The 21,638-nt window shown below is 61.8% G+C and carries 17 protein-coding genes; 5 read left to right on the top strand and 12 right to left on the bottom strand.

Annotation, left to right across the window (positions count from 1 at the left end; genetic code table 11):
- Nucleotides 1-25: 25 nt before the first annotated feature.
- From ACR0JN_RS21595 to ACR0JN_RS21580, 4 genes are all read right to left on the bottom strand, one after another.
- Nucleotides 26-1,462 carry a UbiA family prenyltransferase gene (locus ACR0JN_RS21595; protein WP_480888553.1) on the bottom strand — a complete coding sequence of 479 codons (1,437 nt, stop codon included), beginning with the start codon at nt 1,460-1,462 and terminating at the stop codon, nt 26-28.
- 104 nt (nt 1,463-1,566) lie between these two features.
- The gene (locus tag ACR0JN_RS21590) at nt 1,567-2,937 is read right to left on the bottom strand and encodes a nucleotide sugar dehydrogenase (protein WP_480888552.1); all 1,371 of its coding nucleotides are present in this window, start codon (nt 2,935-2,937) and stop codon (nt 1,567-1,569) included.
- A 220-nt stretch (nt 2,938-3,157) separates the two neighbouring features.
- Complete coding sequence (locus ACR0JN_RS21585; RefSeq protein ID WP_480888551.1) at nt 3,158-4,333, bottom strand: glycosyltransferase family 4 protein; 1,176 nt, start codon at nt 4,331-4,333, stop codon at nt 3,158-3,160.
- A 44-nt stretch (nt 4,334-4,377) separates the two neighbouring features.
- Nucleotides 4,378-5,460, bottom strand: a complete 1,083-nt coding sequence (locus ACR0JN_RS21580) for an NAD-dependent epimerase/dehydratase family protein (RefSeq protein WP_480888550.1) — start codon at nt 5,458-5,460, stop codon at nt 4,378-4,380.
- Between the two features lie 160 nt (nt 5,461-5,620).
- Between ACR0JN_RS21580 and ACR0JN_RS21575 the strand changes: the two genes are divergently transcribed.
- Both ACR0JN_RS21575 and ACR0JN_RS21570 read left to right on the top strand, forming a co-directional pair.
- On the top strand, nt 5,621-6,673 hold the full coding sequence (locus ACR0JN_RS21575; RefSeq protein ID WP_480888549.1) for a Gfo/Idh/MocA family protein: 1,053 nt from the start codon (nt 5,621-5,623) through the stop codon (nt 6,671-6,673).
- Entirely contained in the window at nt 6,673-7,593 is a 921-nt protein-coding gene (locus ACR0JN_RS21570; RefSeq protein WP_480888548.1) for a glycosyltransferase family 2 protein, read from the top strand. Before ACR0JN_RS21575 ends, ACR0JN_RS21570 begins: the two co-directional genes overlap by 1 nt.
- Before the next feature lie 7 nt (nt 7,594-7,600).
- On the opposite strand, the gene ACR0JN_RS21565 is transcribed toward ACR0JN_RS21570, so the two are convergent.
- Nucleotides 7,601-8,743 carry a glycosyltransferase family 4 protein gene (locus ACR0JN_RS21565; protein WP_480888547.1) on the bottom strand — a complete coding sequence of 381 codons (1,143 nt, stop codon included), beginning with the start codon at nt 8,741-8,743 and terminating at the stop codon, nt 7,601-7,603.
- 240 nt (nt 8,744-8,983) lie between these two features.
- Here ACR0JN_RS21565 and ACR0JN_RS21560 point away from each other — a divergent pair, with 240 nt between their 5' ends.
- Nucleotides 8,984-10,255, top strand: a complete 1,272-nt coding sequence (locus tag ACR0JN_RS21560; protein ID WP_480888546.1) for a glycosyltransferase family 4 protein — start codon at nt 8,984-8,986, stop codon at nt 10,253-10,255.
- Nucleotides 10,252-11,349 carry a formylglycine-generating enzyme family protein gene (locus ACR0JN_RS21555; protein ID WP_480888545.1) on the top strand — a complete coding sequence of 366 codons (1,098 nt, stop codon included), beginning with the start codon at nt 10,252-10,254 and terminating at the stop codon, nt 11,347-11,349. The genes ACR0JN_RS21560 and ACR0JN_RS21555 overlap by 4 nt, the downstream gene beginning before the upstream one ends.
- On the opposite strand, the gene ACR0JN_RS21550 is transcribed toward ACR0JN_RS21555, so the two are convergent.
- From ACR0JN_RS21550 to ACR0JN_RS21525, 6 genes are all read right to left on the bottom strand, one after another.
- Nucleotides 11,346-12,875: a GMC oxidoreductase gene (locus tag ACR0JN_RS21550; protein ID WP_480888544.1), complete on the bottom strand. Its 1,530-nt coding sequence runs from the start codon at nt 12,873-12,875 to the stop codon at nt 11,346-11,348. The genes ACR0JN_RS21555 and ACR0JN_RS21550 overlap by 4 nt on opposite strands.
- A gap of 13 nt (nt 12,876-12,888) precedes the next feature.
- Nucleotides 12,889-13,860: an NAD-dependent epimerase/dehydratase family protein gene (locus ACR0JN_RS21545; protein ID WP_480888543.1), complete on the bottom strand. Its 972-nt coding sequence runs from the start codon at nt 13,858-13,860 to the stop codon at nt 12,889-12,891.
- Between the two features lie 76 nt (nt 13,861-13,936).
- Nucleotides 13,937-14,680 carry a polysaccharide deacetylase family protein gene (locus ACR0JN_RS21540; protein ID WP_480888542.1) on the bottom strand — a complete coding sequence of 248 codons (744 nt, stop codon included), beginning with the start codon at nt 14,678-14,680 and terminating at the stop codon, nt 13,937-13,939.
- 3 nt (nt 14,681-14,683) lie between these two features.
- Nucleotides 14,684-16,123 carry a protoporphyrinogen/coproporphyrinogen oxidase gene (locus ACR0JN_RS21535; RefSeq protein WP_480888541.1) on the bottom strand — a complete coding sequence of 480 codons (1,440 nt, stop codon included), beginning with the start codon at nt 16,121-16,123 and terminating at the stop codon, nt 14,684-14,686.
- Nucleotides 16,120-17,082: a lysylphosphatidylglycerol synthase transmembrane domain-containing protein gene (locus ACR0JN_RS21530; protein WP_480888540.1), complete on the bottom strand. Its 963-nt coding sequence runs from the start codon at nt 17,080-17,082 to the stop codon at nt 16,120-16,122. Before ACR0JN_RS21530 ends, ACR0JN_RS21535 begins: the two co-directional genes overlap by 4 nt.
- 10 nt (nt 17,083-17,092) lie before the next feature.
- Nucleotides 17,093-18,010, bottom strand: coding sequence for a glycosyltransferase family 2 protein (locus tag ACR0JN_RS21525; RefSeq protein ID WP_480888539.1), 918 nt, complete (start codon nt 18,008-18,010; stop codon nt 17,093-17,095).
- 493 nt (nt 18,011-18,503) lie between these two features.
- Between ACR0JN_RS21525 and ACR0JN_RS21520 the strand changes: the two genes are divergently transcribed.
- Nucleotides 18,504-19,937 (top strand): lipopolysaccharide biosynthesis protein, encoded by a 1,434-nt coding sequence (locus tag ACR0JN_RS21520; protein ID WP_480888538.1) that lies wholly within the window; start codon nt 18,504-18,506, stop codon nt 19,935-19,937.
- A 2-nt stretch (nt 19,938-19,939) separates the two neighbouring features.
- Here the strand turns inward: ACR0JN_RS21520 and ACR0JN_RS21515 are convergent, their stop codons facing one another.
- On the bottom strand, nt 19,940-21,445 hold the full coding sequence (locus tag ACR0JN_RS21515) for a PepSY-associated TM helix domain-containing protein (protein WP_480888537.1): 1,506 nt from the start codon (nt 21,443-21,445) through the stop codon (nt 19,940-19,942).
- Nucleotides 21,446-21,638: the final 193 nt, after the last annotated feature.

The following is a 21,638-nucleotide window of genomic DNA, read 5'->3' as shown; positions in this document are numbered from 1 at the left end:
TCAGATCTGCAGACCGGAGCCTTGATCAAAAGACCAGATATTTGGCGGCCAGAGTGACCAGGACAAAGGCCGCACCGACCATAAGGCTGATCCTGTCGCGCAGGGCGTACAGAACCGGGTCGTCGGCAACCCGGCCACGCCGGGCCCCGACCCAGATGCGGTTGCCCCAATAGAGCAGCAGCAGACACAGCAGCCACAGGATTTCCGGGGTCCGGTAAATCTCTTTCACCTCGGGGCTGTTGATATAAAGCGCCAGAATGACGACGGCTGCGGTGACATTGGCCACGCCCAGGCTGAACATGGTTTCGCTGTCGGCATAGGAATAATCCCGGCCATGGACATTGCCGTCTTCTTCGGGGGCCGCTGCCACTTCGATATAGCGCTTCAGGTAGCCGAGGCTGACAAAGACGAACATCGAAAACGCCAGAAACCACGACGACAGCACGATGCCGGTGGCTGCAGACCCGGCAATGACGCGCAGCGTGTAAAGCGACGCCAGCACCATGACATCCGCCGTTGCGATCTGCTTGAGCCAGAAGGAATAGGCCATGGTGATGATCAGATAGGCGATCAGCACAACCGCAAAGACAGGCGGCAGGAAGGCCAGCGTCAGGGCAAAGGCGGTCACGGGCAGGGCGATGGCCCCGACAACGCCTGCATGCAGGGACAGGTCTCCTGATGGCAGCGGGCGGTGGCGCTTGCTTGTGTGTTGGCGATCGGCGGCCAGATCGACCAGATCGTTCAGGAAATACACCCCCGACGCGCAGAGGCTGAAGCAGATGAAGGCCAGCAAGGACGCAAGAACCGACGAGAAAGGCAGATACTGCTGCGAGGTGAAGATCGGCGCAAAGATCAGGGCGTTCTTGGCGTATTGATGCGGCCGCATGGATTTGACAAAGGCCCGCCACAGCGGCGGGCGCGATGTGATGACTTTCTCGGCTGTGCCCGCAGCCTGCGCCACTGCCACATCGGATTTCGGCGCATTGACGAAGATGCCCGAAGCCGAGGCGGCCCAGATCGGGCTGTCGGCTGTGCTGTCTCCGGCATATGCAAAGGCCTTGTCCCCGGCGGCATCGCGTATGGCGGCCAGCTTGTTGGTCCCTTTCAGATTGTGATCGGCATCCGTTGCCAGCACCGAGTCGAATATCCCCAGATGCGCGGCAACCTTGTCGGCGTATATCCGGTGCGAGGCCGTTGCCAGCACCAGCTGCCTGCCCTCGGCCTTCTGCTGTCTCAGATAGTCAAGAAGCGCGGGTTCGAACGGCAGCGCCTCGGCCTCAAGGTTGACCGCGTGGGCGATGCGGTCCTTGGCATAGGGAATACCTTTGAACAGCCACAGGATGACGGTGAAGATATTCAGCGGGTTGCTCTTCAGGAACTGGAGGATCGCCTCGACAAAAAGATCAGTTCTGATCAGCGTCCCATCCAGATCAACAAAAATTTTCTCGGGCTTGTCACTCATTACCGGAAGTCTACTTCTGATGGTTACATCATTGAAAGTACGTAATTTTATTAACCTTTTACCTGTTCTGAAAATGTCGGGTGTGTTGCGCGGGCCTGACCCGTTCAGAGCTTGACGAGCCGGCCTCCGGTCACGGTAATCCCTGCTTTTTCAAAGACATTGCGGGTATCAAAAACCAGCGTCGCCTCGCGCGCGACCAGATCGTAATCGGGGGCGCTGTGATCGGTGATCACGGCCACCGCCGCATAGCGGTTCAGGGTCTCGGCTGTCAGCGGTTGAGAGGACCGGCCCGCAAGCTGGGGGAATTCGCCGCCTTCGGGCAGGCTGGGGAAATAGGGATCGTGGTAATCGACCTTGGCCCCCAGTTTCTCCAACTCGTCCAGCAGCACCAGCGCGGGGCTGCGGCGGGTATCTTCGACATCGCGCTTATAGGCGATGCCCATCAGCAGGATGCGCTGCCCGGTCAGGGGCTGTCCGGTTTCCGCCAGTGCCGAGCCGTTGCGCGCGGCCAATTCCGCCGCCATCCGCGCGGCCAGCGTCGATGGTACAGCGTCGTTGCTGGAGCGGGCGAGATTGATGATTGGTGTGTCCGATCCTGCATCTGCCGCGCGCCAGGCCAGATAGGCGGGCGACACCGGGATACAAGCGCCGCCAATGCCGGGGCCGGGATAGAAGGGCATGAAGCCAAAGGGCTTGGTGGCCGCCGCCTCGATCACTTCCCAGACATCCACATCCATCGCCTCAAGCGCGGTCTTCAATTCGTTGACCAGTGCGATGTTGACGGTGCGAAAGCTGTTTTCGACCAGTTTGACCGCCTCGGCGGTGGCGGCCGAGCTGACCGGCACCGCACTGGTGACGATGGCGCGATAGAAATCCTCGACCAGTTGCAGCGACAGCGGATCGTCGGCACCGACCACTTTCGGGATGCTGTGCGTGTCGAACTTGTCATTGCCGGGGTCTTCGCGTTCCGGCGAGAAGGCCAGAAAGAAATCACCGCCCGCCCGCAGACCGCCCGCTTCAAGGATGGGTTGCACCAGCGTTGTTGTGGCCCCAGGCCAGACGCTGCTTTCCAGCACCACCATCTGACCCGGGCGCAGATGCTGCGCGATGGTCTGGGCGGCAGCGGCGACAAAGCGCATGTCGGGGTCCTGCGCATCGGTCAGCGGGGTCGGCACGCAGATCAGGATGACATCGGCCTCGGCCAATGCGGTGGCATCCTGCGTCGCACGGAACCTGCCGCTGCCCACGGCCTGCGCGATCCGGTCGGAGGCCAGATACGAGATGACCTGAGCGCCCTGATTGATCCGCGCCACCCGGTCGGGGTTCAGATCAACGCCGGTGGTGTCGAACCCCTCATCATAAGCAGTCAGCGCCAGTGGCAGGCCGACATAGCCCAGCCCAACCACAGCCACCCGCGCGTCGCGCGCGGCGATAAGCTGTCTGAGGCTCTGATGGTGCGAGGTTTCGTAATTCATAATCTATCCTGATCGTACAAAGTCAGACTGAAATCAATTCGCGGTATGGCCGCCGAAATTTCCGACCTCATCCACGGATAGGGCGGAACGGGTGCGAATCCAACATATTTGTCTGCCCGGTTCGAGACTGCAGTACCGTGTTTCCCGAAAGGGCTCAATTTTTGGGTGATGGCGACATTGTTGAGGGGTTTCTGACAAACCGAAACCGGGCAAATTTTTCTCATTTCGGGCGCAACGCTTGCCGAAACGATGCCTCGGCCAGTTCCGCGCCCTTGTCCCAGCTAAAGCCCGCGGCCTGTGCCAGCGCCTTTTGCGACAGATCGTTTTGCAGGCCCGGTTCGCTCAGCAGGCGGATGGCCTGATCGGCCAGGGCCTGGCTGGACAGAGGATCGAAATACAGCCCGCCATCGCCCACCACTTCCGGCAGGCTGCCGCGATCCGAGGATAAAACCGGCGTACCGCAGGACATCGCCTCGAGCGCGGGCAGGCCGAACCCTTCCCACAGCGAAGGGAAGACCAGCGCATCGGCTGCGTTCAGCAGGGCGGCCAGTTCGGGGTCATCAATCTCGCCGGTGAAGACGATGCTTTCAGACCGGGCCGCATCGGCGGCGGCGCTGGCTTTGAGGTCCTCGATATTGTCCCAGAACCGCGCGCCGGTGGTGCGCCCGACAATGGCCAGACGCGTATCCGGCACCTTTGCCAGAATTTGGGGCATCGCCTCGATCAGCCGCAGCACGTTTTTGTGCCGGTTGAACCCGCCCAGATAGACCAGCAGCGGCGCATCGGATGGGATGTCATAGGCCTGTCTGACCTGTATTAGAGCCGAATTATCGTCAATCGGCTGGAAAATGGCCTCGGCCCCTTCGGTGATCGTGTCGATCCGGTCGCGGGGGATGCGCAGGATACGCGTCAGGTCGTTGGCCGAGGCCTCTGAGATCGTCATCACCCGCGTTGCCTGCATCTTGGCCAGCCAGCATTTGGCCTGCCACAGCCGGAAATTCAGTTTTTTGGGAAAGATCAGGTCAGGAAAGCGTTCCGGAATCGTGTCGTGATAACACACCACCGTCGGGCGTCGGGCGGGCAGGGGGAAATAGGAATAGACCGCCGGGTAAAAGAAGACATCGCAGTCGATGCGCCGTGCCGCCCTGGCCATTGTCAGCAGATCGGCCCCGCCCCGGGCCTTGGCCCCGGATGAGGCCTCGGACATCGACAATTCAGAGCCTGCAATGCGGATTTCGACCCCATCGGGCACGGGCCGCGTCGGTTCCTGATCGAACAGAAGCGTATAGCGAAAGCCGGTATCGCGGGCGGCCAGAGCGGCGACCAGATTGCGGGTGAACCGGCCAAAGCCGCGTTCGTTGTCCCAGGGGGTGGCGTCAATGGCGATGTGGGTCAAATGTCTTTATCCCTGATAACATGTGGTAACCGATTACAAACAAACTACTTTCCGTATCTGGCGTGCAGATGGTCGCGGGTGGCGGCCAGCCCGGCCTCTAGGTCATATTCCGGGGCATAGCCCAGTCTGGCCCGCGCATGGTCGATCCGGCACTGACCGGTGGTCGAGAACAGATCGAGCATGTAGCGATCCGGGTAAACCTCATCCTGCTGCGGCAGTCGCCTTTTGAACATTTGCACCAGTGCCTCGAACCGTTCCCGACCGATCCAGCCCCGCGCGGCGGCACTGATCCGGGCGGCCAGCGGCGGTGTGTCGGGGATTTCACCCGGTTCCCCTTGGGGTAGCCGGGCCGCAAGGTCGGCGAGTGGTGCATGGCGCACCGTGCCCTTGCCGATGATGCCCGCATAGCCGGTCAGCAAATCCGACCATGAAAAAGGGGTGCCCGAGATGATGAACCGCTCTTGCCCCAACCCCTGCAGCACGGCGGCGCGCAGCATGGCTTGCACCAGATCATCGACGAAGACCGCGTTGCACTGCCCTTCGGGCTCCGGCAGCACCACGCTGCCTGCGGCCATCCAATCGGCCAGCCGGTCGGTCCAAAGCATGCTGCCGGGACCATAAACCAGCGTCGGTTGCAGGATCGCCACCGGGCAATTCCCCTGTATCAGAGCCTGTTCCATCGCCATTTTGGCTCGGCTGTACGGGGTGCCCCCGGTCTGGGACAGCGGGCTGTCCTCGGTCAGGTCGTCCTGCGGCCAGCCGTCATAGACAACGATGGAACTGATATGGATGATCCGCCCTACGCTTGCGGCCTCAGCGGCCTGTTTGAGCGCATCGAAGGCTTCAAGATTGTCAGCCGCAGGCGCGCGCATGTCATAGGCCAGATGAAACAGTACGTCCTGACCACGCAGGGCGGTTTCCATCGCGCCCCTGTCCCCAAGCGCACCCGTCACCACTTGTGCGCCCATCGCCTCAAGCGCGCGCGCGCCGTGGCGGCTGCGCAGCAGGGCGGTGACCTTGGCACCAGAGTCCAGCAGGGCGGGGACAAGCCGTTTGCCGATAAAGCCGGTCGCCCCGGTCACGAAGACGGACTTGCCCTTCAGGTGTTCCGATCCGGCGACGTTCACAGTTTTGGGCCCCTCTTCGATTCCGCTGTTTTGGCAAGCGCTGTCTTTCAGAAACCTAGCGTGGAGGCAGAGCCTATGCTACTCCGCTTGCAGATGAATTGTTGTTAGAGATGCCGGGTGTAACCCAGTTGCGCACCCGTGATTGTTAAAGAGGAATTTTATGAAGATCGGTGTGATCGGGGCGGCCGGAAAGATCGGCCAGATGCGGGTTCAAAACATTCACGAGTCGCCTGACGCCGAATTGGCGGTGGCTCTGGATCTGGAATTTCACCGGGCTGTGGCCGTGGCCGACGGAGCCCCGGCCTTTACCGATCTCGACCGGTTCTTTGCCACACCGATGGATGCGGTGGTGATCTCGACCCCCGCCCATGTGCGCGAACCGCTATGCGTGCGCGCCTTCGAGGAAGGTCTGCATGTGCTGACCGAAAAGCCGCTGGCCCCGACGGTTGAAGGCGCAAGGCGGATCGTTGATGCGGCGAAAAAGGCGGGTAAGGCCCTGGGGGCCGGGTTCAACATGCGCTACTACCCGTCCTTCGCGCATGTGAAAGAGGTCGCGAAATCGGGCGAAATCGGAGAGATCGACCATGTCCGCGTCTATGGCGGCCATGACGGGTTGGGCCATTTCACCCATGACTGGGAATATCAGGCTGAATTCTCGGGCGGCGGTGCCTTATGGGATGTGGGCATCCACATGACCGACATGGCGCGCTTCATTCTGGGTGAGATCACCAGCGTCTACGGCGTGGCCACCAACACAGTCTGGAACGTGCCGGGGTCCGAGGACAACGCGGTGGCGATCTTCAAGAACCCCGATGGCATTCCGGCGATCTATCAGGCCTGCTGGAACGACTGGAAAGGCTATCAAAGCGTGATCGAGGTCTATGGATCGCGCGGCATGGTGCGCGGGGCTTATGCGCCAATGCAGAACCTTGTCATCACCATGGACAAGCCGGGTGGCGCGCCCAAGAAAGTGCGCAAGTTCTATCCGGAAATCATGGTGCGCGAGAAACTGAAATCCTGGAAATCGACCGCAATCCAATCCTTTGGTGAAGAACTGGCCGATTTCATCCGGCTGACCCGTGGTGAAACCGGCCTGAACTGCGCCGATGGCCATGCGGGCCTGCGCGCGGTCGAGGTTGCGGCGGCGGTGCCGGAAAGCACGCGCAGCGGCCAGCCGGTCATTCTGGAAAATCTTGGGGACATGAAAATCTGATGAGCAGCGATCCGACCCTTTCCATCGTTCTGACCATCGTGCAAGGCGGTAGCTATGTGCGGGATTTCCTTGAAGCGGTGCGCAGTTTCGACGACCCGCCGCCGCTGGATGTGATCATCCCCTACGACGCCAGCGTCGCCGATGTTGCCCAATATGCCGATGACTATCCCGAGGTGCGGTTTCTGGACCTTGGCGTGATCGAGCCGATCCGCCCGATCACGTCCGAGGCGGGCAAGCACGAGCTTTATGACCGCCGCCGCTCGGCAGGTTTGGCTGCGGCCACGGGCGACATCATCGGTATTCTCGAAGACCGCGGCCTGCCGCAATCCGACTGGGCGCGCACCATCGTGCGGCTTTATGCAGAGACCGGCAAGAACGTGATCGGCGGCGCGATCGAATGCATGGAGCCGGTCAGCCCGCTGAACTGGGCCTTCTACGTCACCGATTTCGGCCGCTATGGGCGTCCATTCGAGACCGGCCCGGCGGATTGGGTCTCGGACGTGAACCTGACCTATAGCCGCAAGGCGCTGGATGAAACGCAGCACCTGTGGAAAGACCGCTATCACGAGCCGATCGTGCACTGGTATCTGATCGAACAGGGGGAACAGCTGTGGCTGTCGAACGAGGTGGTCGTGCATCACCATCGCCCCAAGGCAACCTTCCGGGAATTGCTGCCGGAACGGTTCGACTGGGGCCGCCTGTTTGGTGAAATCCGGGTGCGCAATCAAAGCAACGCAAAGCGCCTGATGCTGATCCTGGCCGGTCCGCTGATCCCGCCGCTGCTCTGGGTGCGTCACTATAAGCTGCAGGCCAGCAAGGGGCGGGGCATGCGCTATCTCAAAGCGCTTCCTTACGTCATGCTGCTGTCCACGGCGTGGACCCTGGGTGAGGTCTGGGGCTACATCACCAAACGTCCCTAAGGGGCCGTCACCTCTGCCGGCCCGCCAGATCGTAATAGGTATTTTCGAACTGGCGATGCACCCAATCCGGGTCGAACCGATCCTCGCGGCTGCGTTTCAGAGCGTTCTCGGCCAGTGTTTGCCGGCGTCCTTCATCTGACAGAACATCCGCAACCGCTGCGCAAATCGCATCGATATCGCCGATGGGCACAACCGCGCCGACGCTGTCGTCGATCAGTTCCACCACGCCGGAACAGGCGGTGGCCACGGCCGGGGTTCCGGCCTGAAACGCCTCGGCAATGGTGAAGGGCAGGGCCTCCCACCGTGAGGTCAGCAGGAACAGGTCGGCGGCCCGCAGCAGGCGGATTGGCTTGTCGGTGCGGCCAATGAACTGCAGGTGGTCGCCAAGCCCCTTGTCCCGCGCCAGCGCGTGCAATTGCGCCTCATCCGGCCCGTCTCCGGCGACCACGAAGCGATAGCCGGGATGGGTCTCTTTCATCCGTGCGACGCAGTCGATCAGGATGTCGATCCCCTTTTGCGGCAGCAGGCGGGCCAGCGTGACAATCAGCCGGTCGCCATTCCCAAGCAGTTCGGCCCGTAGCGCGGCAATCTCCTCGGCGCTGTCGTCAGGGGGGGGTGAGACGCCCAGACCGATCACCTTCAGCTTGTTGCGGGGCACGTTCCCGATGGTGGCCAGGTCTTCGGCAGAGCGGTGGCTGGGCGTGATCACCAGATCGCATTTCGCGGCAATCCGGCCAAAGGCGGCAATGCGTTCGGGTTCCGACCCGTGATAGGTGACGGCCACCGGAATGCGCCGTCCGGTGCGGGCCAGATTGGCGACCAGGGCGGGGGCGGATTCATGGCAATGGATCAGATCGGCGGGATTGTCCGCCAGCCAGCGCCGCAACCGCCAGGCGGCACTTGCCGTATGACGCAGCCGGTTGATGATGCTGCCACCATCGCCCGCGACATAACGGGTGGGCAGGTCCAGGAAATCCGGCTGTTGGTCAGGGCCGCCCCAGATATCGGCAGTGCCCGCCAGCGTGATGCGGTGATTGCGCGCCTGCAGCCAGTCGCTCAGCCCAAGGATATGCCGGGTGATGCCGCCCATCCCGAACTGGGTGCCCATTTCGACAACGTGAAGAGGGTCTGAGGGGGGATCGGTCTGCATCTGAAGCGGGTTCGGGCCAAATCTCTGAACTATGCTCCGATCATACCATGCGTGCCTTGTTTGCCCATGCCGTGATCACGGCCTGCCGCAACCCGCATCCGTTTGCAGCATGTCCGCAACACCGGGGGCGAACCGGCGGCCCGCATAGCTTGTGTCTTTCGATTGTCGCGGGGATCGTGTTTCATACCGGACAGTTATTAGTAGCCCGGTACGATCCGCATGCAGTCTTTGCGCATTTTGATGTTCACCACATTTTACCCGCCCTATTCCTTTGGTGGCGATGCCGTGGGCATTCAGCGCATGGCCCGCGCGCTGGTGGCGCGGGGGCATGACGTGACGGTGGTGCATGACGAGGACAGCTATCTGATCCTCGGCGGCAAACCCCAGCCCGAGGGTGACCCCGACGGCGTGCGGCGGATCGGCCTGCGCAGCCGCAGCGGTATGATGTCGAACCTGCTGACCCAACAGCTTGGCCGCCCGGTGGTGCATGCGGGCCGTATTCGTCAGATTCTGGACGAACGGCAGCCGGATATCATCTGGCACAACAACACCTCTCTGATCGGCGGGCCGGGCCTGTTGCCGATGGGCGAGGGGCTGAAGGTCTATGAGGCGCATGAGCACTGGCTGGTCTGTCCGACCCATGTTCTGTGGCGGCACGGGCGCGAGCTGTGCGACGACCGCCAATGCTTGCGCTGTGTGCTGAACTATAAGCGTCCGCCGCAGCTGTGGCGCTATACCGGGGCGCTGGACCGGGCGCTGGATCACATGGATCTGATCATCGCCAAAAGCGAATTCAGCCGCGCCAAGCATCGCGAATTCGGCCTGCGGCAGGACATGCAGGTGCTGCCCTATTTCCTGCCCGATCTGGATCAGAGCGCCCTGCCGGAACCGGCGGCGCACGACCGCCCCTATTTCCTGTTCGTCGGACGGCTGGAAAAGATCAAAGGGCTGCAGGACGTGTTTCCGGCCTTTGACCGCTATCCCGATGCCGATCTGCTGATCCTTGGGGACGGGGATTATGCGGATGAGTTGAAACAACAGGCTGCGGGCAATGACCGGATCAAGTTTCTGGGCCGCAAAACGCTTGAGGAACTCAACGCCTATTACCGCGGTGCCATCGGGCTGATCGTACCGTCCGTGTGTTATGAGACTTTCGGCATCATCCTGATCGAAAGCTTCCGGCTGGGCACGCCGGTCATCGCCCGGCGGCTGGGACCCTTCCCCGAAATCGTCGAACGCGCAGGCGGCGGGTCGCTGTTTGAAACCGAGGATGACCTGATCGCCGCAATGCGCGATCTGCAACATCAGCCCGATCGACGCGAAGGGCAGGGGACAGCTGCGCGCGACGCGTTTCTGGACATCTGGCACGAGACCTCGGTGCTCGAAGCCTATGGGGCCGCGCTGGCCCGCGCGGCGCATGACAAGGGCGACCACGCGTTGGCCAAAGCACTGGAGGCCGGAGCGTTTGAGCGTGGGGCCGCCCCTGCCAGATCAGAACGGGCGCTCCAATGAGCTCTGACAAAAGGCCGACAAGCTCGTTTCTCGGGCGGGTTGCCCGATGGGTGCTGTGGCCATTCCGGCTTTTGTTGTCCGGGCTGTTGGTGGTTTTTGTGATGCTGATCGTATTCCTTCTGCTGGTCGTAACCGCGAACACGGCGCTGCGGGATCTCGAGTTCACCATGCGCGCGACAGAAGACCATGAACACCTGCCCGAACCCGATCTGTCACGTCTGCAAAGGGCCGCGCTTTTTGTAACGGCTCAGGTGCTGCCCTTGCGCCAGCCCGGATATCATCTGATCACACCGGGCCGTGTTTTCCGGGATTGCGCGGAATGTCCCGAACTGATCGAGGTCCCGGCAGGCTATTTCCTGCTTGGCTCTCCGCTCTTTGAAAAGGGGCGCTATGCGCATCTGTTTATTTACCGCCCCCTTCGGAAACAGCTGAAACATGCCAACCGGGAAGGTCCAAGGCGTCTGGCGCGTACCCCGCGCCCGTTGGCCTTTTCCCGCTATGAGATCACGTATGGGCAATGGAAACAGGCGCAGGAAGATCCCGACTGGTTTGCGATCACCGGGCGCGAGCCATATTTTCCCGAGGTGGAGCCGGGCTATCGCGACGACCAGCCCATGACGCCGACCGAATGGAGCGATGCAAAGGCTTACGCCGCCTATCTGAGCGCCAAGACAGGGCACACCTACCGATTGCCAACGGATGCGGAATGGGAATACGCCGCCCGGGCCGGGTCTGTGACGCGGTTTCCATGGGGTAATGAGGTCGGGAAGGACAACGCCGTCTGCATCAATTGCTCTACCATCTGGCCCGAGCGCACGATGGCACCGGTGGGCCTGCATCCGCCCAATGATTTCGGGCTTTATGACATGCACGGCAACGGTTTCGAATGGGTCGAGGATTGTTATGAATCTTATCATGATCCCGTGAAGATCGACGGCTCTGCCTATGTGCTGGACGAATGTGAATTCCGGGCCATGCGGGGTGGAGGATCGTATTCACAGGACTGGCAGAGCCGATCCGGGTTTCGTGTCGGGCCGCATCACTACAATCGTGGCTATGGCCATGTCTTTCGTCTTGTCCGGGAACTGGATTAAGGGACCAGCGTTCCAATCCGATGGGCATTGGCCATGACCGAAAAGGTGATGGTTGTGGCCGGAATGCTGGGCAGGCTTGAGGCATCGACCAGATGCACCCGCGACAACCCTTTGGGCCGCCCCAGAATATCGGATTGTCCCGCACCGGGCGCTTGGGCCATGGGGACCGAGCCGCCCACGTGAAAGCTGGACCCCACATCGCCCGGACGGCGGGCGAAGCTGAGCGGTGTAAGCCCTGCCAGTTTCAAGGCCTGCGCCATGCGTGCCGTGGCGCGGGCCATGACTTGTTCGGTTTCGTCATTACTCTGCACGGTCGGGACAAGCCGCCCATCTGAGGCCAGCGTCAGGTTGATCCGGGCGGAATGGGCCGAATGCAGAAATGCCTGTGCCACGATCAGCCGCCGCGCCAGCATGCGCCACAACGGGGCCGATCCGGGCAGTTTCGCGCCGTAGCTGCTGATCAGGTCATGGGCGTAGAACTCGTTCCAGGTATAGACCTGCGCATGGACCAGATGGGGTGAGACGTCGGGCGCGTCCAGCTCGATGAAAATCTGCGGCAGGGTGTGATAGGGCCTGCGATCCGGGCGGCGCGGTGTGCGCCAGCGGTGCAGGCTGGGCAGAAAGAAATGCTGGCTGTCCTGCAATTGCAGACCGGCGGACGGGTCAGGCGAGGATGTCAGAAGCAGACGCGCCGTTTCCAGAACGCCTGCGGCCACAAAGATGCGTGTCGCTTGCAGAGTCTCGCCATCCTCCAGCGTTACCGTGACGTGGTCGGGATGTTCCTCGAACCGGCGGGCAAGGCCGGTGCGGTATCGAAAGGCTGCGTGGTGGCGCAATTCGTCCAGCGTTTTTCGGGCGGAGTAGATATAGCCCCATGGGCAGCCATGCAGGCACTGACCGCAATATTGGCAGTCGGGCTCAACAGCCAGACGGGCCTGCCCGACATGGGCGCCAAGTTCCGACAGGTCGGTTTTCTGCTGCTCCAGACGCTGCAACATTTGCTGTGCCTGTGCCGACGGGGTCAGCGGCACCCGGTCCTGCATTGACAGGGCGGGGAACAGGTCCTGCAAGGCGTCCTGCCGCCCGCTGATCGGAAGAAACTGTGCGACGCTGCGGTAATGCGGGGCCAGATCCTCGGTCGTCAGGGGCCAGTCGGTGATGTCGGCGGCGCGGTTGGGCAGAACCGCCGAGCCCCAGAGGTTGGACAGCCCGCCAGCCGCGTGCGAAGCGCGCAGCCCGATCCGATCCGGCGACGTTAGTGTTTCGTCCCCCGGCACCATCGCGAAATCCGACCCGAACCGGCGCACCTGTCCCGGCGGCGTTTCGAATTGCGGGGCTTGCCAGCCCTGTACATCACCATCGGTCCAGCTGTCGGGGCCAAAAGCGGCCAGTTGCTCACGCCGTTCCTGCGCCGGGGTCTCCAGTCTGCGACCCCCGTCCAACATCAGAACCTGACGGCCCCGGTTCAGAAGCGCTGTGGCCACGGATACGCCCGACGGCCCCGATCCGATGACCAGATCAGTCACAGGACCCCGCCGATCACGCGGAAACCGGGCGCTTCATCTCGGCGACAATGTCGTCGATGATCTGCTGCAGAGAACGCATCGGGCGGAACCCGGTGACGCGTTCCAGTTTCGAGACATCGGGCAAGCGGCGCTGCATATCCTCGAACCCTTCGGGGTAAACCGTGTCATAGGGCACGCATTGGATTTCAGAACTGGACCCGGTTGTGCGGATCACCTGTTCGGCCAGTTGCCGGATCGTGACCTCTTGATCGGTGCCGACATTGAACACGTCACCGCGTGCTTCCGGCAGGGTCATCAGGCGGCACATGGCTTCGACCACATCAGCCACATGGCCGAAGCAGCGCGATTGCTCGCCGGTGCCGTGGACCATCAACGGTGCACCTTCCAGCGCGGATTTCACGAAATTCGGCAGCACCATGCCGTACCGTCCGGTCTGGCGCGGGCCGGTGGTGTTGAAGAAGCGCAGAACCGTAACCGGCAGGTTGGATTCACGCGCATGGGCCAACGCCAGAAATTCGTCCAGCGTCTTGGCGCAGGCATAGGACCAGCGCAGGTTGCGGGTGGCGCCTATGGTCAGGTCGCCCTCTTCCTGAAACGGGAAATTGGTGCTTTTGCCATAGACCTCGGAACTTGAGGCGATGAAGGTGTGCGTTTTGTTGACCAGCGCCGCGTCCAGCACATTCTCGGTGCCTGCCACATTGGTCAGGATGGACCGGCTGGGTTCATCCATGATCAGCTTGACGCCCACGGCGGCGGCCAGATGAAACACCACATCCGCCGGGGCGACCAGATCGGCGACCAGCCCCCGATCCAGAATACTGCCTTTGACAAAGGTGAACGCGGGGTGGTCCGCGACAGAGGCCAGATTGGACATCAGCCCGGTCGACAGATCATCAAGGATCGTGACCCGATGCCCTTCGGCAATCAGCCGTTCCGTCAGATGGGACCCTATGAACCCGGCCCCGCCGGTAATCAGAATATGCATGTGTTTGTACCAGTCACTTTATAAGAACTAATTTCACAGACGCCCCGGCCATAGCCAAGGGTAGAGTCCGATGTGCCTACCATGATTTTCCCCGCACCATCGCGCGCACCCCGCGCAGCATTTTGCGTGCCGCAAGATAGGGGCCGCCGCGCCCGGCCAGATGCGCCTTCCAGCGGGCGAGGTCGTTGAAATAAAACATTTCGAGCCGGGGCAGGTCGTAGATGTCATCCTGCGGACCGGCCACGCCCAGCCGTGTGCCGACCGAGGTATCATAATGCTGCGCAATCTGCCTGAGCACCCGGTGGTTTGACGCGCCATAAGGCGGGGCGAAATGCCGGACGGGCTGGCCCAGCCGGGCGGTGATGTCCTGGCCTGATCCGGTCACTTCCTCCTCCAGCGTCTCGAGGTCCAGCGAGGACAGGTCGGCATGGCTGATGCTGTGTGCGCCAAACTGAACACCTTCACCGGCCAGCGCCTCGACCCGGTCCCAGCCCATCAGCGGGCGGGCGGGGATGTTGCCCCCGGCCCAGCTGTCACTGCCGCCCATCAGGCCCGAGGGCAGGTAGACGATCGGGCAAAAGCCATGATCGCGCAGGATCGGCCAGGCGGTGTCGTCGAAATCTGCGAACCCGTCATCAAAGCTGATGATGACTACACGGGGGGCAGGCGGGTTGGCCAGCGCATCCGGTGTCACCACTGGCAGGCCCGACTCCGCCAGCGCCTGCATCTGCGCCTTGAACACCTCAGGTGCAATCGAGGTCGGCCCCGGCGCATCCGAGATCGAATGATACATCAGGATATCGGCCTGCCAGGCGGGCATGGGTCAGTCTTCCACCACATGGGTGGCAAAGACCTCGCGATACTTGTTCCACTTCGCGCGATCCACATTGCCCTTGCCATCGATGCAATCCGCCGCGCCATAGGCCATCGCAAAGGCGTGGTGCGTATTGTCATGGGCAAACAAGCCCTGCCGTCCAAATACGAGCAATCCGTCCAGATCTGAGAGCCACTGATCCACGGTATCGAACCGCTCTTCATAGCCCACATCGTAAACCGGATAGGCATGGCTTAGCCGCCGGGTTTCGCAGCGGCGCACCGGCACGGTGACGGGCAGGCCCAGTTGCCCCAGCCATTTGGTGAATTCCTGCCCCAGCTCCTCGTCGGACATGGACCACCATTTTTCGTCCGGATCGCAGGGCAGTTCGGCGCACAGCACGGTGACGCCCTTTGGTTCGCCGCTGGCATTATAGTTCTTGGGCTCGGACATGCGGCTGATCGGGATCGACAGTTCCGGGAAGTAATGCGCATCGAACTCGGTGAACTGGTCGGTTTCCAGCACCAGATACAGCAGGATCATACCCCGGAAGCGGATGGCACGGGCGGCCTCGACCACCTCTGCCGGAGGGTCGCTGATCAGGCGCGTCAGCCCGGTCAGCGGGATGGTCGACAGGATCAGATCACCGGTCAGGTGCCGTTCGTCTTCGCCGTCGCGGATCGTCAGCCCGGTGATGCGATTGCCGTCCCGCTCGATGGCGGTGATTTCGGTGTTGAACAGGAACTCGGCCCCGTTGCTTTCCGCACTGTTCCGCATCGCGTCCGAGATTTGCCCGAACCCCTTGCGCGGATAGAAGAACCGACCCGCGGTTTCGCTGCGCAGCCCCGGCAACAGGCGCAGCATCTTCATCAGGATCTTGCCGACCGAGCCGCTGCCGACCCGGCGCTCGGCCAGTTTCACCGCCAGCTTGTCCGGATCCAGCCCCCACAGCTTGCGTACATAGGGGAAGTAGAAATTGTCCGAAATCGTCGGCCCCAGCCCGTCATAAAGCACGGTCGAGAATGTCTCGGGGCCCGCGCTTTTTTTGCGGAAGGGTTTCAACGCCATGTCCCCGATCAGCGATGCGGCAAAGGGCTTGGGCAGGCGCATCAGCGCGTCGGTCAGTTTCAGCGGGAAGTGTATCCACTTGCCGCCCAACCGGATGCGCCCGTGGCGCGGACGCAGCAGCAGATCGTCGCCCAGCAGGGATTTCACATCGGCCAGTACCTCGGGCTCTGCCGCCGGGTGAAACCGGTGCGAGCCATAGTCGCAGATCACCCCTTCGACCGGGAACGAGGCCGAGTTGCCGCCCGCGATGGACGCACGTTCGATCACGGTCACCTTGGCCTGCCCGGTCAGGGCATGGGCGGCGGCCAGACCAGCCGGTCCGGCACCGAGGATAATGATTTCAGGCGTGTCACCGCCGTTGGGTCGGGAAACATCCGTCACTTGCACTCTTCCTTTTGGGAACTTGCCGGGGCGCTGAACCGCATCCCGGACATGGTCAGAACCAGCGCGCCTAACCCGCCCGCTGTAAACAACACAACCTGCCAGACCAGCCCGGCAGCCACGACTGCGGGCGCGCTGGCACCGAAGGGGGCCAGAAAGCTGGCCAGCGTCGCCTCGCGCAGGCCCAGCCCGTTCAGGGATACCGGCAGCACGGCGATGATCTTGGCCAGCGGCCAGGCGAATATCCACGGGCCAGCCACCACATCGACACCCGCCGCAATGGCCAGCCACCAGGCCAGCAGGACCAGCACCAGCTGGATCAGGACCGAGGCGATGAAGGCCACGGCCAGCGTGCCGGGTTTGCGCCCCATCCCGGCCAGCGCATCGGCCAGACGATGGGCAAATCCTTTGCCGGGCAGCGACGGGATGTAGCGCCAGGGCAGGGGCAGCAGGCGCGGTAGCGCGACCATGCCCGCCAGCGCCGCCAGCAGGATCAGCGCGACAGGCCAGATCGCATGCCCGCCTGCCGCACTTTCCCATGTCAGCACCAGACCCAGACAGGAGAGCGTCAGCAGCGCCACCATATCGATCAGCCGGTCAACCGTGGCACCCGCAACGACCTGCGCTCCGTCTTTCATCGTGGCTTGCGCCAGACCGGCGCGCACCGTGTCACCTCCGATTGCCCCCGGCAGGCACAGATTGGCGGCTAGCCCTGCAAAATGCGCTCGGATGGCCAGCGGGGCGGCAAACCCACGTCCCAGCAGCAACCACCATTTCAGCGCCGCGCCCACATGGGCCAGCAGGAACAGGATCAGCACGCAGGCAAAAACCCAGATCGGGATCGCCTTCAGCGCGGCCACGATGGCGTCAGCGGGCAGAATCCAGAACAGGACCGCCAGCACCAGAACTGACCCGGCCACCCGGATCAGCCACCGCCGTTGGCTTGGATCGGAAAGCATACCGCTCACCTCACGGTCTGAGATGCAGCCGCGAGATCATGTCGGCGATCAGCCCCAGCGACCAGATCATGATCGCCGCCAGGAACGAGAACACCGCCGTTTCGCTGAGGTTCCAGTAGAACATGTCGATAATGAATTTCACCGTGCCTAATGTGAAAAACGCCAGACCCAGCGGGATGAACACCCGCAGTGGGTTGAACAGCGTGCTGATGCGCAGGATCAGGATGATGAAGTTCAGGAAATCGATGGGTCTGATTTTCGACTTGCCCACCCGCTTACCGTATTCGATCGGCGTATAGATCATCCGCTTGCCGTTCGAGGTCATGCACAGCGTGATCGTGGTGGTGAACGAAAAGTTCTGCGGCAACAGCGGCAGGAACGGGACCAACTCGGATTTGCGGAACACCCGCAGGCCCGAGTTCAGATCGTTGATCTTGCGCTCGGCCAGGAACGAGGCAAAGGCGAACAGGAATTTCTTGGCCGGCCTGCGAAGCAGCGGCACGTTTTTCATCGCCGCACCCCGGTCGCCGACGACCATGTCCTGATCGCGGCACATGGCCAGCATGCCGGGCAGGTAACGCGCGGGATAGGTGCTGTCGGCATCCAGAATGGCCACATATTCATACTGCGCCATCCGCACCCCACGCTTGAGGCTGGCCCCATAGCCGGAGTTGACGTCGTTGAAGGTCACGGTCGCACCGCTGGCCTCGGCCTCGGTGCGGGTGTTGTCCTGGCTGGCATCGTCGACCACGATGATCTCGTAGGGAATGCCCAGCGGTTCCAGATGGGTGCGCACGTCCTCGACGGTGCCACGGACGGCGTTTTCTTCGTTATAGGCGGGGATGACCACACTCAGGCTCATGCCTGATGTGTCCGGCGCACCGGTTGTGGAGTTGTCCGGGGTAATCTGCTCGGCAACCTTGTTCATGAAAATGGAAACCCTTTACGTACTTAATATGTATTCTGCCCGGCTTTGTCCGCACGGCGTCTGTGGCGACGGGCCTAATTCCTTCCGCCGCCCATAGTATTCAAACACAGACAGGCTGAATATAGACAATAATTTTGACCAAATTCGATCTTTCCGGCGTCCTGTTGTAAGCGTCGCCCACAAACTGTCATCCTGCCTTGTATTTCAATGCTTTCAACTGTCTCTGCGCCTGTGCGGCAGCGCAACACAAGGTTTTCCGGAATGTTTGGTCGTCTGGGGCCCTGTATGCCGCAAAGCGAATGTTTCCAAATTGGCTCTTATCAGGGCCTAAGCGCCGGTTTGATCCCGGATTCACCAGACTGCTCTGAGTTACAGCGCAGGCGCGTGACCGGGACATTGGCAGGCGTCTCGACAGCGTTGTCTCTAAACCGATACGCTACACCCCAGAATGCCGGCGGTTTCGTTTGGCAGTAGGGCAGTGGGAAGGATTTTGATGTCACGGGGGCGGCGTTTCACCAGCGGCGTTGCATGGATGTCCGTTGGCGTCTGGGCCGAGCAGGCATTCAATTTCATAATCATTGCCATTCTTGCGCGACTGCTTGGGGCCGAGGCCTTTGGCCTGGTGGCAATGGCCGCTGCCTTTGTCCTGTTTTCCGAATTTCTGGTCCGCGAAACCATATCCGAGATTTTGCTGACCCATGACACGCTGACGCCTGAACGGCTGAACTCGGTCTTTTGGCTGTTGGCGCTTCTGGGGGTTGGCCTGACCGCGCTTATTATTCTGGGTTCGGGGCCGGTCTCGGGGTTTTATGACGAGCCGATTGCCGGGCAATTGCTGATCGGGTTGTCGCCAACGGTGCTGATGATCTCGCTCACGGCGGTGCCGGTGGCGCTGTTGCGGCGCGAGATGCGGTTTCGCGTTCTCGCCCTGCGTGCGGTGCTTGGGGCCATCGTTGGCGGGGTGGTCGGGATCGGAATGGCCCTTGCGGGCTATGGGGTCTGGAGCCTGGTCGGCCAGCGGGTGGCGATGACCGCCACCAATATCGTGATGGCCTGGGGGGCCGTATCGTGGCGGCCCAGTTTCCACGTCTCGGGGCATCAGATCCGGCAGGTTCTGCATTTCAGCCACCGCATCATCGGGCTGCGCGCGGCCGAACTGGTGGCGGTGCAGTCCCCTGCGGTTCTGATCGGTGCGATGCTGGGTCCGGTCTCAGCCGGGTATTATGCGATAGCCTGGCGGGTTGTGGAAACGGCCTCGTTCCTGACCATCACGCCGTTGCGCATGGTCTCGCAGCCCGCATTTGCGGCGGTGACGCGCGGAGGCGGCAAGGCGTCCGAGATGCTTTTGGATGTCATGCGCCTGACCGGGTTCGTGACCTTTCCGGCCTTTGCCGGATTGGCGGTTCTGTCGGAGCCGGTGCTGGTCCTGCTGTTTGGCCAGAAGTGGATTCCGGCAGCCCCGGTTCTGAGCCTGATGTCGGTTTTCGGAATGTATCTCTGTACTGAGAGGGTGCAGCAGACATTCTGCCTGGCGTCAGGTCAGCCCGGCAGGCTGGCGGTGCTGTCGTGGATCGAGGTGGTGTTGGCCGCCATTGCGATCACGGTCGCCGCCCCCTACGGGGTGCCGGTTGTGACAGCCGCCTTTATCGCCGTCTTTCTGTTCATGTGGCCGTTCAAATTCGCCAATCTGGCCGCGATCTCGGGGCAGCCTGCGGTTGGGCTGGCGTCGCTGCATGCTTTGCCCCTGATCTCGGCGGGGATCATGGCGGCGGGTGTTGCGGGATGTCTGGCGCTTTTGGGCGATCAGGCAAACATTGTGCGTCTGGCCGTGGGCATCGCGACAGGTGTGGTGATTTACACATGCCTCGCCTTCATGACGATGCGGGACAGGTTCGCTGTGCTCAAGGCGCTGGCCGCCCGGGTGTAATTTCACCAGATGGGGCTGCCCATTCGGAACGTGACCTTCTGTTCGTCGCCCCCCTGTTTCTTCAGGTAAGCGATGACCTCATTTCCCGCCTCCAGCGGATCAAATCCGAAACGGCCCAGAGCTTTATCTCCGTCCTGGGTCAGATCGACCGGCTGGGCTGCAGCGCCGTTGACCTCGATCAGGGCCGTGTCGACATCCGCAGCACCAATTTGCAGCTCGATTTCGATCGGGGTATCGCGCCTTAGCGGTTGATGCAGGATCAGCTGTGCCACCGCGCCTTTGGCATCAACCGGGTTCACGCGCGACGGTATATAGGCATCCGGATTCACACGCCAATATATGACGGAAAGCATGCCCAGCAGGAGCAGCGGATAAATCCAGCGCAGAACGCCCATCCCGCGCCAGATGCGCCTGAAAGACCCCTGCGCCGGGGCCGCAGGGGCCAGACGGGCCGCGTAGATCAGCGAGCCGGTAAAGGCCAGACCCGTGGCCACAAGCCCCAGCACAATCCAGAGCGCCATTGAAAACGCGCCGCCCCAGAGCCCGTAATGCAGCAGTTCCATCAACAGCTCCAATGTGCCCAGCCCCTTTAGGTCAGCGGGTGTGTGGACGCCAAGAACCTCAAGCGTCAGCGGGTCCACGGCGACGGTGCTGCCGCCGAGAAGCTGGGAAAAATCCGGATGCGGGCCACCGAATTTCAAAGCGCCACCCTTGCCGCCGGGAATGACCAGGATGTTCGGCTCAAGGCCGGGCAGGGCGGCGCGCGCATTGGCTTCGGCCCGGTCGATAAAGGCCCCGTCAAACCCTTCGGGCAGGGCGGTTTCGCGCGGGGCGGGGGGTGGGAATTTCAGCTTTTCCCCTTCGATCCCCAAACCACCCAGCAGGAAGTAAAAACTGGTGATGGCAATCACAAGAACCAGCGGCAATGTCCACAAGGCCGTCAGCCGATGGGCCCCCCCGGCCCATGATCTGATCCCGCCCGCGCTGCTGGGCCATCTGAAAAACCCTTTCCAGAACCGCCGGTAGGTGATCAACCCGCTGACCATCTGAAACAGCAGCAGGATCGACGTCGCGCTAAAAAGAATGAACACGATTCTGTTGTCGGTCAGAAACGTATCGTGAAGGCCCGCAAGAATGCTGGCGAACCCGGGATCGCCTGTCTCATAGACGACGGCCCCGGTGGTGGGGTCCGTCCAATAGCTGACGCGTTCGCCCCATCCCGAACGTCCGAACGTGCGGTCCACAAACCACGGCGCGGGACGTTTGAGGATCACGAAAGCATCGCCTTCGGGGTGGGCGGCTTTGATCCCTTCGTAGATATCGCCAAAGCTGGCTGTACGTTCTTCCTCTGTGGCAGAGGTCCAGATCGCGGGCCTGCCTATGGATTCAAGCTCGAACCCGGCCACAAGCAATGTGCCTGTCAGAAACATGAAGGTGAAAAAGACGGAAAGATATAACCCAATCCAGGTGTGAAGCCGGAATAACTGGTTACGGATTTTACGAGTCATGTGAACACAATCGGCCAATGGATTCGGGTGATAGTAATGCAATTAATTGGGTCGAAAAGAAGGACGCAAGAACGCAGGCTGTATCCGGTGCCATGCCCGGGGAATTAGACCGGGTCTGTGGCGGCAAGCACACTGCATTTTAAAACATTCCCGCCGATTGCCTGTTGCGCGAATCTGCAAGGGCGCAGGATGG

Source organism: Ruegeria sp. G12, assembly GCF_056533565.1.
Note: the sequence above shows the minus strand (reverse complement) of the source record. Positions and strands in the feature narration are given on the sequence as shown.

Bases quoted from the DNA above. Each gene is read 5' to 3' on its own strand.
- ACR0JN_RS21595 (WP_480888553.1), bottom strand. From the start codon at position 1,462: ATGAGTGACAAGCCCGAGAAAATTTTTGTTGATCTGGATGGGACGCTG.
- ACR0JN_RS21590 (WP_480888552.1), bottom strand. From the start codon at position 2,937: ATGAATTACGAAACCTCGCACCATCAGAGCCTCAGACAGCTTATCGCC.
- ACR0JN_RS21575 (WP_480888549.1), top strand. From the start codon at position 5,621: ATGAAGATCGGTGTGATCGGGGCGGCCGGAAAGATCGGCCAGATGCGG.
- ACR0JN_RS21570 (WP_480888548.1), top strand. From the start codon at position 6,673: ATGAGCAGCGATCCGACCCTTTCCATCGTTCTGACCATCGTGCAAGGC.
- ACR0JN_RS21565 (WP_480888547.1), bottom strand. From the start codon at position 8,743: ATGCAGACCGATCCCCCCTCAGACCCTCTTCACGTTGTCGAAATGGGC.
- ACR0JN_RS21560 (WP_480888546.1), top strand. From the start codon at position 8,984: ATGTTCACCACATTTTACCCGCCCTATTCCTTTGGTGGCGATGCCGTG.
- ACR0JN_RS21555 (WP_480888545.1), top strand. From the start codon at position 10,252: ATGAGCTCTGACAAAAGGCCGACAAGCTCGTTTCTCGGGCGGGTTGCC.
- ACR0JN_RS21545 (WP_480888543.1), bottom strand. From the start codon at position 13,860: ATGCATATTCTGATTACCGGCGGGGCCGGGTTCATAGGGTCCCATCTG.
- ACR0JN_RS21540 (WP_480888542.1), bottom strand. From the start codon at position 14,680: ATGCCCGCCTGGCAGGCCGATATCCTGATGTATCATTCGATCTCGGAT.
- ACR0JN_RS21530 (WP_480888540.1), bottom strand. From the start codon at position 17,082: ATGCTTTCCGATCCAAGCCAACGGCGGTGGCTGATCCGGGTGGCCGGG.
- ACR0JN_RS21525 (WP_480888539.1), bottom strand. From the start codon at position 18,010: ATGAACAAGGTTGCCGAGCAGATTACCCCGGACAACTCCACAACCGGT.
- ACR0JN_RS21520 (WP_480888538.1), top strand. From the start codon at position 18,504: ATGTCACGGGGGCGGCGTTTCACCAGCGGCGTTGCATGGATGTCCGTT.
- ACR0JN_RS21515 (WP_480888537.1), bottom strand. From the start codon at position 21,445: ATGACTCGTAAAATCCGTAACCAGTTATTCCGGCTTCACACCTGGATT.